Source organism: Anaeromyxobacter terrae (assembly GCF_022690685.1).
In the GTDB taxonomy this organism is placed as follows: Bacteria; Myxococcota; Myxococcia; order Myxococcales; family Anaeromyxobacteraceae; genus Anaeromyxobacter; species Anaeromyxobacter terrae.
The window spans coordinates 1-14,551 of the sequence record NZ_JALCYY010000092.1 but is presented as its reverse complement, the minus strand read 5'-3'; the positions used below and the strand labels follow the sequence as shown (position 1 = coordinate 14,551).

The following is a 14,551-nucleotide window of genomic DNA, read 5'->3' as shown; positions in this document are numbered from 1 at the left end:
ACGGTAGTTAAGCCCACCAGAGCCGATGGTACTGCACCGGAAGCGGTGTGGGAGAGTAGGTCGCTGCCGCATCTTTTTTGGCCCGCTGGCGCAATTCGCGCCGGCGGGCTTTTTTCTTTTTCGGCGCGCACGTGCGCGCGGCCCGTCGGTTGGCTCGCGCGGGATGGCATCTCGGCCCGGGGTCGCCCTGCGGAGAGGCGCCGGTGCCGCTCGCCTCGCGGCGATTCAGGGCGCGCCGGCCGGAGGCGAAGGCGGGGAGGTGCGCAGCGCGTCGGCCACCCGGGCCAGGTCCTCCACGAACCGCTTCATCACCGTCCGTCGCGTCTCGTCGTCGGGTGCTCTCAGGATCGACGAGGGATGCACGGTGGCGACCACGATCGGCGCGAACGGCGTCGAGAGGAATTCTCCCCGGCGCTGCGTGACCCGGAATCCGCTGCCGAGGAGCGCCTGCGCGGCGGTCGCGCCCAGCAGGACGACCGCCCGCGGCTCCACGGCTCGAAGCTCGGCGTCGAGCCACGGCCGGCATGCGCGCACCTCTCCGGCGTTCGGCTTCTGGTGGATCCGGCGCTTCCCGCGCGCCTCCCACTTGAAGTGCTTCACTGCGTTCGTGACGTAGACGGCGCCTCGGTCGATCCCGGCGGCTGCGAGCGCCTTGTCGAGCAGGCGCCCGGCCGGGCCGATGAAGGGGTGCCCCGCGAGGTCCTCCTCGTTTCCCGGCTGCTCGCCGACGAGCATCACCGCTGCGTGGGGAGGCCCCTCGCCGAAGACCGTCTGCGTTCCCAGCTCCCAGAGCGGACACGCGCGGCACGTTTGCGCCGCTTCCCTGAGCGCCGCGAGGCTCCGGGTGCCTGGAATCGGCGCGGGGGTGGGCTGCTCCGGTCTCCTCGGCTCCGGGACCGTTCGAGCGGGTGAGGGGGCGCGCTGCGAGCGCGGGCGGCTGTCGGAGCGACGTGGCACTCCTTCATGGTTATCCACCGAAGGCCGATGAGGACGCATTCGGCGCGGGGGGCGAGGGCGCCCTGGCGCGCTTGCGGTGGGCGCGGAGGCAGAACGGCGATGGCGGTGCCGAACGCTCGATCGATCGCTGGCGGTGCTCGTGGGGCGCGGACGGGATCCGCGGACCTCCCGCTGCACGGCGGGCGCGTGCCTCCGTGGCTCTTCCACCGGATGGCGCGACTCGGGCGCGTGCTCGCAGAGGCGATCGTCCTCGAGTACGGGCGCGCGGAGCTGCTGCGGCGACTGTCCCATCCCTTCTGGTTCCAGTCGCTCGGCTGTCTCATGGGCATGGACTGGCACTCGTTCGACGTCCCGGTTCGCCACCGAGCTTGAGCAAGCCGTTGGTGTCGATCGTTCCGTTGTCCCGCAGGCGAATCCACGTCCCGGGCCCGCGAGGGAACAGCTGCTCAACGAGCGCGCGCCACTCCTCGAACGTCGCCCGCTTCACGCGCCTCCTGAGCGCCTTGACCGCAGCCTCGACGTCGCCTCGCAGCTCCTCGGCCTGCGCGGCCGCGAGGGCTCTCTGCTTGCCGGCCTCCAGGCGTTCCTGCGCCGCAGCCCTGGCCCTCGCGACCTCGGCGTGCTGCCGCTCGTACACCGCGTCCGAGACCTTCCCCGTCGTCAGCAGTCGCACGAGCTTCTCCTCGCGCGCGTCGAGCGCCTCCAGCTCCTTCGCGGCCGCGTCGACGTCCTGGGCTGCGTTGCTCTTCGGCCCCTCGCGCTTCGCGAGCGCACGCGTCAGCCTCTCGGGCTCTTCGAGCATCGCGCGCAAGGACTCGATCACCGCGGCGTCCACCTTCGCGACAGGGTGATGCGTCCGGCAGCCCTCCTCGGCCTCCGGCCGCTTCGCCTTCGCGCACCGGTAGTACAGGACCGTCCGGCCGTGGGAGCCGCCAGTCGCGACGTGCATCGACGAGCCGCAGCTCGCGCAGGTTGCCAGCTTCCGGAGCAGGGCCTCGTGCTTCGCCGGAGGGCCAGAGCGCGTGCGACCGCGCTTCATGGCCTCGACGGCGCGTCGCTGGGTCAACTCGTCGACGATGGCAGGGCAGGTGATCGCGTGGCCGTAGCTCGTCATCCTGCCGATCGCCGACGGGTTCTTGATCATCCTGCGGACGCTCGACGCCTCCCACCGGCCGCCCTTCGGCGACGGGATGCCCTCGCCGTTGAGCTTCTCGGCGAGCTGGTGCAAGGACACGCCGGCCAGGGCCTCGGCGAAGAGCCGGCGGTACACCGCGAGCTGCTCCTTGTCGACGCCCCACCTCCCGCTCGCGTAGTCGTACGTGCGGCCGTAGGGGATGGTCGTCATCGGCCGCCCCTGCGCCGAGAGACGATGCCGCGCGGCGACCGTGCGCTCCACGATCTTCCGTCTCTCAAGCGCGCTCGCCCAGGTCTGCACGGACCACACGAGGTCGCCCGTGTCGCTCCGCGGGTCGATGACCTGTCCGCCCGCCTCGACGATGATGGCGCCAGCGTCGCGGACCATGCCGATGATGGCCGCCCGCACGCGCGGGTCATCGTGACGCGTGAGCCGATCAATGGAGCGGACCCGCAGCTCGTCGTAGGCGCGAGCGGCGGACAGGTCCATGAGGCGCTGCAGGTCGGGACGGTGGGCCAGGTCGGCGGCGCCGGAGAGCCCGGACGCACCGTGCTCGATGCGCTCGACGAGCTGACCGGGGCGCGTTGTCGCGAGCCGGTCGAGCGCGCGGCGCTGGTCTTCGGGCGTGTCGCGTTCAGCCTGCCCGGCGCTGCTGACTCGGACCAGCTCGACGAACCGGGGAGGGGGTGTGGTCATGGATTGGGACGCTACCACACCCCGGTACTCTCAGCTCGCGCAGCCACTCGGCCAGGGCGGCCTCGCCGGCCGCCGCGTCCTCGGGCGCGTGGTCCTCGACGCGGTAGGAGCGGGGCGCGCGTCGGCGGCGCTGGCGCGGCTTCGGCGGCGCAGGCGCGGGGACGATCGCGAGCGCGGCGCTCATCGCGCGCGCCTCCCCCGGCGCGAGCAGCTCGGCGGCGTTCACGGCTCCTCACCAACGGCCTGGGAGGCGGACACACGGGGGGCGCTGTCCTGGCCCGGGTCGGTCGTGTCACCCTCAGAATCCGTGGATGAACGGCCCACGTGGCTGCGCAGCCGGGCCGCCTTGAGCGTCTCCAGGCGCCTCCGCTTCTCCCCTTCGGGCATCGTCTCCCAGTCCAGCCAGCGGGCGAACTCCGTCGCGGACAGGCCGCGCTCGGGCAGCAGCTCGGGGAACTCGGCGGCGATACGCGTCCGCCGCGCCTTCCCCAGCTCGCACCGCGGCTCGCCGGGGAGGCTGACGCGCTTCGCCTGCTCCGGGTCCAAGGGGCAGATCGCGACGGAGCACCCGGAGGACCGGGGGCAGTGTTCGGGCGGGCGGCGGCGGACGGCGGGCTTCATGGCGTGGCGGCTCTCCTCGCTCTTCCGTTGTTGGAGGCGAGGCCGACGGCTGACGCCCGGTGCCTCCCGGACGGCCAGGCTCGCGGACCGCGGCGCGGCTCCAGGCGCTGGCCTGCCGCCGAAACGACACGGGGCCCGCCGATCTGCTCGGCGAGCCCCAGGCACTGCTCGGTGATGTGGTGCGCGGTCTACTTCTTCGCCATCGTTGGGTAGTACTTCGCCCTGATGGCCGCCTCGTCCGCAGCGTCGCGCGCAGCGGCGACGCCCGATGGCGAGGGGATGCCCTTCGCGAGGCTGGCGAACATGCTCGGGTAGCGCCTCACGAGGGCGGCCAGCTCCGAGCCGCTCAGGTTGCCCAGGTCGGGGTCGAGGCGCTGGAGGTCGGCGCGCTCACTCGCAGTCAGTTCGTCGCTCATGGCGTCACCTCGTCCTTCGCCGCGAGCTGCCGGCGCGCCTCGGCGCCGCGCTTCACGTACGTGGACATGTAGCCGGATAGCTTGCGCCGCTTCGCGGTGAGCTTGGCGGCCTCCTCCGGCGTCGCGTCCATGAACTCGCGGAGCCGCTGCAGCGCGTCCGCGGCGCGTCCGGCGAGTCGCTTGGTCTCTTCCATCCGGTCGTCGCTGATCTTCTTCACGTTCGGTCTCTTCACTTGTCGTCCATGGTGCTGTCCGGCCCAGAGGTCGGGGTGTGGTTGAACTTGTGGCCGCAGGCGGGGCACTCGGCTTCCGACTCGCCGTAGGGATTGACGAGCGTGACCTGGAAGTCGCGCTCTTCACGCTCGGTGTCGATCGGCTTCGGCTTGGGGAGCAGGGCCGAGAGGAGGAGCTGCGTCGCGGCGATTTGCTCCCTCGACCCGCCCACCCGACCGTGCGCGTCCGGTCGACCGAGGGAAAGGCGGAACGTCGCGCGCACCATCTCCAGCGACAGGGCGCCGTTCATCCGTTCGTGGACCGCGCGGCAGTACGCTTCGTCCTCTTCGTTCAGCGGCAGGGGTTCGAGTGGCGCTCGCGGCGGACGGCCCCGCGGCCCCTTCGGCTTCGGTTCGCCCATGATCAGCGCGCCTCCGGGTTCACGAATCGTCCGAGCCGCTTGATTGCGGCGAGCGCGTGGTTCTCCTGCTCGTACGGTCCACGGAGAACGTCCAGTCCGTGCTCGCCCTCGCGGACAACGTAGAAGCCGGCGGTCCTCACCGGCGCGGTCCTGGGGTCCAGCATCTCGACGCGCATCGGTCAGTCCTCCAGCTTCACGCCGGCGTTGGCGTAGTACGCGGCGACTTCGGGCGAGACCTTCGGCCGCAGCTCGATCACGGAGCGCGGGCCGTGAAACTTGATCGCCTGCTCGTGAACTTCCTGCTCCGCAGCGAGCTGCGCCTCCCTGCCGTGCCCGCCTCGCAGCGCCTCCTCGCGCCAGCGCGCATGCTGCGCGCGCGCCCTCTCCTCGGCGGCCTCCCGCCTGGCGCGCTCGCGCTCCGGCGCGGCGCTCTGGTACTTCACGACCTCGGCGACGGCGGCGAGCTGCTCGACGACGGTGCCGCTCCTCATCCTGGCGGCGATGCGCTCGCAGAGCTGGGCCAGCTCGACGTCGCCCGCGGCCTGGCGCGCCTCACACCTCTCGCCGAGGGACTCGACGGCAGCCGCGGCCTTCGCGACGGCGCCCCGGCCAGCGGTGACCTGGGCGACGGCCTCGGCGACGGGCCCGAGGCTCTTCACGAGCTGCTCGATCGCGCTGGGCACGATGGCCAGGTCCTGCGCGACGGCGGCGATCGCGGCGGCGTGCTCGGCCTGGGCGTGGGCCTTCTCGTGCGGGACGAGGGCCTCGGCGGCGCGGCGGGCGACGTCCCGCAGGAACTCCTCCGCGCGCTCGGCCTTCGCGACGGGCTTGTCGGCCCTGAGCTTCGCGGCCTCGTAGCCGGCGAGGTCGGTTGGCTTGAAGGCGGACGGGACGATGGCGGCCGCCTCGGCGCGGGCCGTCGCGAGCTGGCGCTCCGCGGCCTGCAGGGCGGCGCGCGCGGCCGCGTCCTCGGTGATGGCCTTCTGGTGCTCGGTGGACTTCTCGGTCATGGCGTCTCTCTCGGTCTCCTCGGGGGACGACCCGCCGCGCCCCGCCAGCCCAGGAGAGAGAGGGGCCGGACCGGGCGGGGCGCTGCGTGGCCGGAGCACGATCGCGGCGAGGAGTCCGCGGGCTCAGTAACCACCCGAGTCGACGGGGCTACCTGGTAAATCCTGAGCGAGGACGCGGCCTTGCGGGACCGGACTCCCGGGCGCGGCGGTCTTTGTAGAGCGGTAGGCCTTTCCCGATGGAGGCGCCCGTCGTCCAGGCAGAGCCGGGCCCCGGCGATTGACATGGTCCGGGGGTCCGTGGATGAATCGAGTGTAGATACATGGACTTGGAGGCGCGTTGTACTTGACACGTACCGCGGGTACGTTCACCCCGCACGCCGCGTACAATTTCACGTACTCTCGGTCCGGTGTAGGTGCATGTGTGGGCTGACCCTGGTGCGTCCGTGACACAATTGTCACAATCGGGGAAGCGGCGCCGTTGCTGGGGAACTTCCGCGGCGGGCCGCACCCGCGGTCCGGCTCGGCAGGCCAGGTCCCGCGCTGCAGGGGGATAGAGGATGCCTTCTTAGATCTAACGGCTCCTGCGTCGAACCCGCGCGAGGGTGAGCGAAGCGGAGCCGAGGTTGGCGAGCGACAGCGAGCCGACCGAGCGCGGAGCGAGCGCGAACCCCGCGCGGCTCCTCTCACCCTCCAGTCCCTGGTCCTCCTGCCCCCCCGAGCCTGGCCCTCTGTACTCGGTGTAGTCGCCTGCGGGTCTGCGAGGGCCTCTCCGCGGTTCTGCGAGTAGAGCGCGGCCGGCGGGACGGTCGGCGCGGGGTCCTGGCCGCGCCCCCCGAAGCCACCGAACGGCCATGAAGTCGACGGGTTACGTCCGCTTCATGCGGCCGCGTCGGCGAGGACGCTGGCCAGCCGGGAGGTTGGCCGGAACGGCCGGAGCGCGCGCCCAGCCGCCCCCGCCCCCAGAATCGCCCCACGGGGCGGCTAGACGCCTTGAGCGCGATTCCCCGCGCGCTCGCCGGCCCGATCGTCAGGAGGCCGCTGGGCCGCAGGGTCGCCAGGACAGCCAACGGCCGGAGACCCGTCCGGCGCCCGTGCGTCGCTCCTGACCCCGTTTCCGATCGCCTGGGAGTCCTTCCCGAGGGCGTCCGATGGTGCGCTTCCAGGCCGTCAGGCCGAGGGCGAGGGGAGAGGGCGGCCGAGCGAGCCCTCCGCGCGCGGCGGCGCGCTCCAGCTCCTCCAGCTCCAGCGACCGCTCGGCGTCCAGCGCGGAGGCGCGCGCCGGCCAGGGCGAGCTGGCCAGCCGCTCCGCTGGCCGCTGGGCAGTAATCCTGCCCGCGCTGGAGGGCCGTGAACGCCACGCAGGTGGACGGCACCCGGGGGTTGGGCAGGAAGTGTACTTGTTGACCGCTCGGCCGGCGCGCGGTAGGGTGCCCGGCATGCCGACCCCGACCCCCTGCGCCGCGTACGTCCGTGTCAGCTCGAAGTCCCAGGACCTCGCCATGCAGAAGCACGCCATCGAGGAGGAGGCGGCGCGCAGGGGCGACACGATCGTGAGCTGGTACTCCGAGAAACGGAGCGCCAAGACCTCGAAGCGGCCCGAGCTGGAGCGCCTGCGCGCCGACATCCGCGCCAGCCGCGTCAGGAAGGTCTACGGGTTCCGGTTCGACAGGTTCCTACGCACCGGGCCGGCCGACGCGTACGCCTTCGCCAGGGACTGCCACGACGGCGGCGCCGAGCTGGTCACGGTCGCCGACGGGCTCCACCTGAAGCCCGGGACCGAGGACGTCACGACGACGGTCCTGCTCTTCGCGTTCTCCCTGGCGGCGCAGCTCGAACGGGCCGCGGTGAACGATCGCATCTCGGCGGCCAGGGAGCGCATCGAGTCCGAGAACGGCACGTGGGGCCGGCCCTCGCGCTTCACGGCCGCGGAGCGGCTGCGCATCGTGGACATGGCGCGGACGATGTCGCACCGGGAGATCGCCATGCAGCTCGGTCTGCCCAAGGCGACGGTCACGTACGTCCTGAAGCAGGCGAAGGCCGCGAAGCCGGCGGCCGCGTAGGGCCTGCAGCCCGACAGCGTCGCCAGTCCACGAGGGCCAGGCTTCCCCGCGCGTGCGAGGCCTGGCCCTCGGTGCGTCAGGACTTACCGTGCTCGGCGACGTCCTTCGTGCTGGGCGACGTCCTCATCCTCGTCGGCCGACAGGGACGCAGCAGCGTCGCGGCAGCGCGCCGGCAGGGCCGAGGGGGCCGGGGGGGCGTTTCCTGGCGGAACGCGACCGGGCAGGGGGTAGGCCGGGGATTTCACCTCGCGCAGGGCCAAGGTCCCCTCCGCGTCCACTGCGCATCTGGGCGACCTCGAAACCCCCGCCGACTGGTTTCGCTGCTGGGACCTCTTTACACGATTGGTGAACACGCTCTCGGCCTTCGACCGCCAGCCCGCAGGAGCAGCGCAGCGCGTGCCCGGCTACCGGCCGCTTCGCTGTGCGGCAGCGAGCGACGAGCGGAGGCTGCGGACCTCTCCCTCCAGCTCTTCGATGCGGGCGCGCAGGCGGCAACGGCTTCGGCGCAGGCTCACGACTTCGGGCTCGCCCTTCCGTTCGTTGAGGGGCGGATGCACGCCGCCGCAGTAGGGGCAGACGGGCCCTTCTCGGAGTCGCTCTCGGTCACGTGTGATCTTGTACCAGCAGGCGCAGCCTGCGACCGTCCACGCGAAGACCGAGACACCGAGGACCCAGGGCAGCATGGCCTGAGTGTACCGTCTCGACGCGGGTGGCGGGGGAGGTCCTCAGGGCGCACGGGGCGTGACGCGGTGTCAGGCCGGGCGCCTACACTGCGAGCATGACCAAGTTCTACCTGTACGGCGAGGAGCACGAGGTGTTCGACACCGAGACCCCGGTCCTAGTGGAGAAGGGCGCGCTGGTCTCTTCGCCCGCGAGGACGTTCCTGCTACAGGAGCCCGACCGGAAGAGCGCCTTCGTCGTCTTCGTGGGCGCGGGCGGGGAGGCGTACGGCCTGAGCGTGAAGGCAACGCGCCTCGACGACGAGCTGGCCGAGCACCTCGTCGCGCAGGCTGTCGTCGTGGAGGCCGGGAAGCCGTAGCCCAGGGTCCGCGCGGCACCGCCGTCCGCTGCGCTGCTTCGGTTACGGTACAGGAGGACGCATGGCTCGATGGATTCCCAACCCACCCGAAACGACGTGCCCGCACTGCGCCCGCGCCGTCCGCTGGGCAAACGTGAACCCTCAGATCGCCGTCAACGTCGGCTTGGTTGCGACCGCAACGTGCCCGAGCTGCCGCGGCGTCGTGATGGACCTGTATCTCGAATCCGAGTGGTACCCCGTCTGGCCAACGGGACGAAGGCTTCCGGTCGCCCCCGAGGTCCCCGACGACGTGAAGCGGGACTGGGACGAAGCAGTCGCCGTGTCGCCGATCAGCACGCGAGCGGCGGCCGCTCTCGCCCGCCGGGCCCTTCAGGTGACACTGCGGAAGAAGGGGTTCTCTGCGCCGAAGCTCGTCAAAGAAATCGACCTCGCGACCGCCAGTCCCGACACCCCGACATCACTCCGCGAGAAGCTGCACGTCGTCCGAGAGATCGGGAACGACGCGGCGCATCCGAACGAGGACGAGGCCGGCGCGCTGGTCGATGTGTCCTCGGACGACGTCGAGTTCATGTTCGAGACGCTCATCGAGGCGTTCGACGTGTACTTCGTTCGCCCGGAGCGGCACCGGAAGCTGCTGGAGGCGCGGAAGAAGGGCGGCGCCTAACGAGGCGCGGCGGCGCCGGCGGCGCCTTCGTCATGTCCCCACCTGTAGGGCTACGGGGAACTGTGGCGCCCCACTCCTCCGGGATCACGACGAGCGTGCTCGGCGCGCTGCAGCGCGGGCTCGCGCCGCTCGAGCGTGAGCTCGGCGTGCGCGTCTGCGGCGGGCGCGGCCGCCACTCCAGGCGGACGCCGGACGAGCTCGTCGCCTTCGGCGAGCGGACCGGCCTCGACGGCGAGGCGCTGGCCCGGACGAGCCGGCTCGTCGCGAAGGTCGACGGCGCAGCGGTTCAGGACGGGCACACGCTGTACCTCCACGCGTTCGTGGTGGCGGATGACGGCGCGTGGGTGGTCGTCCAGCAGGGGATGGACACGGTGCGGCGGAGGGCGCGCCGCTATCACTGGCTGTCGGAGGGGCTGACGAGCTTCATCGACGCGCCGCACGCGGCGATCGAGGGGCAGCCCGGGGGCGCGATCGTGAACCTGACCGATCGGCGCGCGGTGCCGTCGCGGAACGCCCAGCTGGCGCTCGTGGGCGAGGGGCCGGACCGGGCCGTCGCGCGGATCCGGAGCGCGCTCGGCCGGGCGCCCCACCTCCAGCTGCCGGGGCACCACGCAGTCACCGCCTCGGACGTGGTGCTCCGCCGGCTGCACGGGACGATCGCCGCGGCGGCGCAGCGGGGACCCGTCGACTTCGCGGACCTGCTCCTCACGCCGGGCCTCGGAGCGCGGACGGTGCTCGCGCTCGCGACGGCCGCGGAGGTGATCCACGGCGCCCCCTGCCGCTTCAGCGATCCCGCGCGGTTCTCGCTGGCGCACGGTGGAAAGGACGGCCATCCGTTCCCCGTCCCGCTGCGCGTCTACGACGAGACGCTCGGCCTCCTGCGCCGCGCGGTGGATCGCGCGAAGCTGGGCGAAGATGACCGGATGGCGGCGATCCGGCGCCTGGACGACGAGGCGCGCAGGCTCGAGGCCGCGGCGGACGGGCCCTCCCTCGAGGCGTTCCTCGCGGCAGAGCGCGAGGCGAGCCGCGCCCATGGCGGCCGGAGCGTGCTCGACGGAGCGCCCGCAGGGGATGGCGCCGGCCGCTGCGAGAGGCCCCGACCACGTCCGCGGGACAGCGCCGGCCCCGAGACGCGAGGGGAGAGGCTCGCGAGCCAGGCCGCGACGCCCGCGGTCGCCACGAGGCGCGAGGCCCCCGCGCTCCCGGCGCAGCTCTCGCTCCTGCCGCGCTGACCCGCGCGCGCCCGTCATGCGCCGCCATGCGGCAGCAGGCGAGGTCGCCTCGCGCCGCGCGGACGCGCGCCGCGGCGTCAGGAGCCGCGGGCGGTGAGCGCGAGGCGCGCGAGGTCGCGCACGTTCGGCGGGCACTCGACGCCCCCGAGCTCGTCCGCCCCGACCCAGCGGGCGCCGTCCCACTCGTCGCAGGCGGCGAGCGTGCGCGACGAGACGTCCGCCACGAACGCGAAGTTCATGTGGAGCCCCTTCGACCCGGCAGGATGCTCCTCGTAGCCGACGAGCCCGGGCGGCGTGCCGTCCACCCCGAGACCGGACGGGAACCGTCCCTCGAGGCCGGTCTCCTCGCGAAGCTCCCGGCGCGCGGCCTCGAGCGGCGTCTCGCCGGGCTCGAGCTCACCGCCGACCGGCAGCCAGGTCTCGAGCCGGCGATGTCGGACGAGGAGGACCGCTCCGCCGTGACGGCAGAAGACGGAGACGGAGAAGGCGCGGCGGGTGGGGGACGGGGACGGGGTCATCAGGCTTTCCGTGGTGCGGGGGGTACGGGGTCGCGCGCCGGGCGCGAGAGGCACGGCGACCGCCCGAGCAGGCGCGGCCGCTCCACCCAGACGAACACGATCGGCGCCAGCGCGTCGAGCGCGTCCTTCTCACGCGCGCGTGAAGCTCCGGCTGCACCGCGGGCGGGGGCATCCTCCGGCGGCTCGTCGGGGAGTGGCGACGCGCTCGCTCGAAGGCCGCGCCATCTGGCGTACCCGGGAGCGGTCCCACGCTCCCCGTGCCAGCGCCGGCTCGCCCGCGCCGGTGCGCAACGGCGCGCGCCCGCGAAGGGCGTTGCGTGCCTCGACGCGCAGGCCCAAGCGGGAATGCGCGGTCCGCTTGCCTCCCTCTGCCGAGGAGCGTCTTCTCGATGCAACGGGGGCTCGTGGTGCGGAACCCGGCGCGAAGCGGCGGAGAACGCGAGACGCTCGAGCGGCTGCGAGCGGACGAGGCGGCGCTGGAGCGCGAGCTCGCCTCGGCGCGCGCGGAGGCGGCTGCCGCCATCGAGGGCGCGCGGCGCGAGGCGGAGCGGATCGCCGCGAACGGCCGGCGGGAGGTGGAGCGGCTCCGCGACGCGATCCGGGCCGAGGAGGCGGCGGCGCTCACCGAGGAGGCCGCGCGGGCGCGCGCGGCGGTCGCGGAGGAGGTGTCGACGCTCGCGGTTCGTGCGGAGGCGAACCGGGCGCGCGCGCTCGACCGCGTACTCGCGGTGGTGCTCGGGAGGCAGCCGTGATCCTGCCGATGGCGCGCGTCCAGCTGCTCGGGCCGCGCGATCGGCTCGGGGGTGCGCTCACGTTCCTGCAGGCGCAGGGTGTCCTCGAGCTGCGCCCCCCCGCGCCGGTGCGGGCGGGAGAGCGCGCGCTCGTCGAGAGATGCGCCACCGCTTTTGGTGTCGCGGAGCGCGTGGCTCGGGCGGAGGAGGCGCTGCGTCGCATCGAGAGGCTGCGCGCGAGGCTGGAGGGTGGGCGCGGCGAGGGGGAGGGGGCGCTGCCGGAGCCGGGGTCCGAGGCGCTGCTCGCGCGGCTCGGCGAGGTCGAGGCGGCGCTCTCGGCGATCGAGGCGCGGCGCGCCACGGTGGCCGAGGAGGGCGAGGCGATCGCCCGGTTCTCCCGGCTGGTCGTGGCGCTCGCGCCGTTCGCCCACGGGCTCGAGCCACGGCAGGAGCCCGAGCTCCACGGCCTCGAGCTGCGCACGGACCCCGAGGCCATCGCGCTCCTCCGCGGCGAGCTCCGGCGCATCACGGGCGGCGCCTTCGACCTCACCGCCCGACCCCTCGACGCGGAGCGCACCGGGGTCCTCCTCGTGGTCCCGCGCACGTGTGGGCGCGCGGTGACGGCGCTCCTGTTCGAGCGCGGCGTGGACGAGGTGAAGCTCCCCTCGGCGTGCGCCGGGAAGGCGCTCGTCGACGTGCTCCTGCACCTCACCGCGCGGGCCCGGACGATCCCGGTCGAGCAGGCGGAGGTCGAGGCCGCGTGGACGCGGCTCGCGGACGGGCTCGCCGCCCCGCTCGCCGCGAGCGCCGCAGCGACGCGCGCCCTCCTCGAGCGGCTGCGCGCCGAGGACGCTTGCGGCGCGACGCGCTTCGCCTTCGTCGTCTCGGGGTACATGCCCGCGGAGCGCGTGCCCGCGCTGCAAGCGGCGGCGGCGCGCGAGCTCGGCGATCGCGTGACGGTGCTGGCGCGCTCCCCGGAGCAGGACGAGTGGCCAGAGGTCCCCGTGGTGCTCCGGAACAGGCGCCGGATCCGCCCGTTCGAGCGGCTCCTCGCGCTCGTGCCGCTGCCGCGTTACGGCTCCACCGACCCCACCCCCTGGCTCGCCTTCTTCTTCCCGCTCTTCTTCGGGCTCGTGCTCGGCGACGTCGTCTGCGGCGCCGCGGGGGTCGTCGTGGCTCTCGTGCTCCGCGCGCGCGGCGTGGGAGGCGCCCTGGGCCGGGACCTGACCTGGATCGCGCTCGCGTGCGCGCTCTCGGCGGTGGGGTTCGGGATCCTCTTCGGCGAGGCGCTCGGGGAGGTGGGGGCCCACCTCGGGATGCGCCCGGTGCTCCTCGATCGGCGCCGCGCGTTCATGGGCTTCCTCGGCGTCGCCATCGCCATCGGCGCGATCCACGTCGGTATCGGGATGGCGCTCGGGATCGCGGGCGCGCTCCGGTCGGGGCATCGCCGCGCCGCGGTGGGACGCGCGGCCAAGCTCGGGCTGCTCTGCGCGGCCGCGGTCGCCGCCGCGACCGCCGTGGATCTGTTGCCCGCCGGCGCACTGCGCCCGGCGCTCTGGACGGGCGCGGGGCTGCTCGCCCTCGCGGTCGGGACGGAGGGGCCCATGGCGGCCCTCGAGCTCGTGCTGGGCCTCGGGAACGTCCTGTCCTACGCCCGCCTCATGGCGCTCGGGCTCGCCTCGGTGATGCTCGCCGAGGTCGCCAACCTCGTCGCGACGACCCTCCGGCCGGTGGCCGCCGGGCTCGCCATCGGCGTGCTGCTGCACGTCGTGAACTTCACGCTCGGGCTCATCAGCCCGACCGTGGCTGCGCTCCGGCTCCACTACGTCGAGTTCTTCGAGAAGTTCTACGACGAGGGCGGTGCGCCCTACCGCCCCTTCGCGCTGTCCCGCTAGGAGGACGACATGGACAAGGTGCTGCTCGCCGTCTCGGCCGCGATCGCGGTGGGGGTGTCCGCGCTCGCGACGGCGTGGGTGCAGTCCCGGATCGGATCGGCGGGCGCCGGGGCGCTCGCGGAGAAGCCGGAGGTCCGCGGAGCCATCATCGTGATGCTCGCCATCCCCGAGACCCTCGTGATCCTGGGGTTCGTCGTGGCGGTGCTGATCCTAACCGGAGGCTAGCGTGGGCTATCCGGAGCTCCTGCGCGTCCTCGAGGAGGAGGCGGCGCGAGAGGCGCGGGAGGTGCGCGCCGCGGCGGAGCGCGAGCGTGCGCGCATCCTCGAGGAGGCGCGCGCCGCCGCCGGCTCGGCCCGCGAGGCGGTGCTCGCGCGGGAGCGCTGCGAGGCGGAGGCCCGGCGTCGCGCGGCGCGCGAGGCGGTCGCGATCGAGCGGGATCGCGCGCTGCTCGTCGAGCGGCGCCGCCTGCTCGAGGGGCTGCGCGAGGAGGCCCGGGCGCGGCTCACCGCGGAAGGAGGCGCGGCGCTCGACGCCGCGCTCCTCGTGGAGATCCTGCCCGAGGCCGGAGACGGACCGCTGGAGCTGATCGTCGATCCGGGCGCCGAGGCGGAGGCACGTCGCGCGCTCGCCGCCCTCGACCCGGCCGCGGCGGCGCGGGCGGTGGTCCGCGCGGCGCCGGAGGTGCGCGGAGGCGTCGAGCTCGTCGCAGGCCGGCGCGTCCTCGACGACACGCTGCCCTCGCGGCTGGAGCGGGCGTGGATCCTGCTCGAGGCGGAGCTCGCCGGGCTCCTCTTCGCGGAGGGCTGAGGTGGCGCGCCTCGACTTCGCCAACTCCCGGATCGGCGCGCGGCGCGCGCGGCTCCTCGCCGACGTCGCGCTGCGCGACCTGCTCGCGCGCGGCGGCCTCGAGGCGCGGCTCGAGGCGCTGCGGGCGAGCGCCCT

The 14,551-nt window shown here is 73.7% G+C and carries 18 protein-coding genes and 1 rRNA gene; 10 read left to right on the top strand and 9 right to left on the bottom strand.

Annotated features, from left to right (window positions below):
- Window positions 1-72 (top strand): 5S ribosomal RNA (gene rrf, locus MNY62_RS25775); the annotation flags it as partial.
- Between the two features lie 153 nt (window positions 73-225).
- Here the strand turns inward: rrf and MNY62_RS23955 are convergent.
- A complete protein-coding gene (locus MNY62_RS23955; protein WP_279426864.1) occupies window positions 226-996 on the bottom strand; it encodes a UdgX family uracil-DNA binding protein in 771 nt (256 codons plus the stop codon).
- Between MNY62_RS23955 and MNY62_RS25645 the strand changes: the two genes are divergently transcribed.
- A complete protein-coding gene (locus MNY62_RS25645; RefSeq protein ID WP_332842513.1) occupies window positions 964-1,329 on the top strand; it encodes a DUF763 domain-containing protein in 366 nt (121 codons plus the stop codon). The genes MNY62_RS23955 and MNY62_RS25645 overlap by 33 nt on opposite strands.
- On the opposite strand, the gene MNY62_RS23945 is transcribed toward MNY62_RS25645, so the two are convergent.
- From MNY62_RS23945 to MNY62_RS23915, 7 genes are all read right to left on the bottom strand, one after another.
- On the bottom strand, window positions 1,277-2,788 hold the full coding sequence (locus MNY62_RS23945) for a recombinase family protein (protein ID WP_242346852.1): 1,512 nt from the start codon (window positions 2,786-2,788) through the stop codon (window positions 1,277-1,279). The two genes, MNY62_RS25645 and MNY62_RS23945, sit on opposite strands and share 53 nt — an antisense overlap.
- Window positions 2,789-3,010: 222 nt before the next feature.
- Window positions 3,011-3,409, bottom strand: coding sequence for a hypothetical protein (locus MNY62_RS23940; RefSeq protein WP_242346851.1), 399 nt, complete (start codon window positions 3,407-3,409; stop codon window positions 3,011-3,013).
- Between the two features lie 188 nt (window positions 3,410-3,597).
- Window positions 3,598-3,825 carry a hypothetical protein gene (locus tag MNY62_RS23935; RefSeq protein WP_242346850.1) on the bottom strand — a complete coding sequence of 76 codons (228 nt, stop codon included), beginning with the start codon at window positions 3,823-3,825 and terminating at the stop codon, window positions 3,598-3,600.
- Complete coding sequence (locus MNY62_RS23930) at window positions 3,822-4,043, bottom strand: hypothetical protein (RefSeq protein WP_242346849.1); 222 nt, start codon at window positions 4,041-4,043, stop codon at window positions 3,822-3,824. The genes MNY62_RS23935 and MNY62_RS23930 overlap by 4 nt, the downstream gene beginning before the upstream one ends.
- A gap of 11 nt (window positions 4,044-4,054) precedes the next feature.
- The gene (locus tag MNY62_RS23925) at window positions 4,055-4,459 is read right to left on the bottom strand and encodes a hypothetical protein (protein WP_242346848.1); all 405 of its coding nucleotides are present in this window, start codon (window positions 4,457-4,459) and stop codon (window positions 4,055-4,057) included.
- A 2-nt stretch (window positions 4,460-4,461) separates the two neighbouring features.
- Window positions 4,462-4,635 (bottom strand): hypothetical protein, encoded by a 174-nt coding sequence (locus MNY62_RS23920; RefSeq protein ID WP_242346847.1) that lies wholly within the window; start codon window positions 4,633-4,635, stop codon window positions 4,462-4,464.
- Window positions 4,636-4,638: 3 nt separating this feature from the next.
- Window positions 4,639-5,469 carry a hypothetical protein gene (locus tag MNY62_RS23915; RefSeq protein ID WP_242346846.1) on the bottom strand — a complete coding sequence of 277 codons (831 nt, stop codon included), beginning with the start codon at window positions 5,467-5,469 and terminating at the stop codon, window positions 4,639-4,641.
- Between the two features lie 1,436 nt (window positions 5,470-6,905).
- Here MNY62_RS23915 and MNY62_RS23910 point away from each other — a divergent pair.
- The 4 genes from MNY62_RS23910 (at window position 6,906) to MNY62_RS23895 (ending at window position 10,464) form a co-directional block, all read left to right on the top strand.
- On the top strand, window positions 6,906-7,529 hold the full coding sequence (locus tag MNY62_RS23910) for a recombinase family protein (RefSeq protein WP_242346845.1): 624 nt from the start codon (window positions 6,906-6,908) through the stop codon (window positions 7,527-7,529).
- Between the two features lie 778 nt (window positions 7,530-8,307).
- The gene (locus MNY62_RS23905; RefSeq protein ID WP_242346844.1) at window positions 8,308-8,568 is read left to right on the top strand and encodes a hypothetical protein; all 261 of its coding nucleotides are present in this window, start codon (window positions 8,308-8,310) and stop codon (window positions 8,566-8,568) included.
- Between the two features lie 289 nt (window positions 8,569-8,857).
- On the top strand, window positions 8,858-9,232 hold the full coding sequence (locus MNY62_RS23900; protein WP_242346843.1) for a DUF4145 domain-containing protein: 375 nt from the start codon (window positions 8,858-8,860) through the stop codon (window positions 9,230-9,232).
- A gap of 62 nt (window positions 9,233-9,294) precedes the next feature.
- Window positions 9,295-10,464, top strand: a complete 1,170-nt coding sequence (locus MNY62_RS23895) for a DUF763 domain-containing protein (protein ID WP_242346842.1) — start codon at window positions 9,295-9,297, stop codon at window positions 10,462-10,464.
- Window positions 10,465-10,541: 77 nt separating this feature from the next.
- Here MNY62_RS23895 and MNY62_RS23890 read toward each other — a convergent pair whose 3' ends face one another.
- Window positions 10,542-10,982, bottom strand: a complete 441-nt coding sequence (locus MNY62_RS23890; protein ID WP_242346841.1) for an NUDIX hydrolase — start codon at window positions 10,980-10,982, stop codon at window positions 10,542-10,544.
- Window positions 10,983-11,371: 389 nt separating this feature from the next.
- On the opposite strand from MNY62_RS23890, the gene MNY62_RS23885 reads away from it, so the two are divergent.
- Genes MNY62_RS23885 through MNY62_RS23870 form a run of 4 tightly spaced genes read left to right on the top strand, consistent with a single transcriptional unit; the run spans window position 11,372 to window position 14,416 of the window.
- A complete protein-coding gene (locus tag MNY62_RS23885; RefSeq protein ID WP_242346840.1) occupies window positions 11,372-11,734 on the top strand; it encodes a hypothetical protein in 363 nt (120 codons plus the stop codon).
- Window positions 11,731-13,608, top strand: coding sequence for a V-type ATP synthase subunit I (locus tag MNY62_RS23880; protein ID WP_242346839.1), 1,878 nt, complete (start codon window positions 11,731-11,733; stop codon window positions 13,606-13,608). Before MNY62_RS23885 ends, MNY62_RS23880 begins: the two co-directional genes overlap by 4 nt.
- Window positions 13,609-13,617: 9 nt before the next feature.
- Window positions 13,618-13,833, top strand: a complete 216-nt coding sequence (locus tag MNY62_RS23875; RefSeq protein WP_242346838.1) for an ATPase — start codon at window positions 13,618-13,620, stop codon at window positions 13,831-13,833.
- A 1-nt stretch (window position 13,834) separates the two neighbouring features.
- Complete coding sequence (locus MNY62_RS23870; protein WP_242346837.1) at window positions 13,835-14,416, top strand: hypothetical protein; 582 nt, start codon at window positions 13,835-13,837, stop codon at window positions 14,414-14,416.
- Window positions 14,417-14,551: the final 135 nt, after the last annotated feature.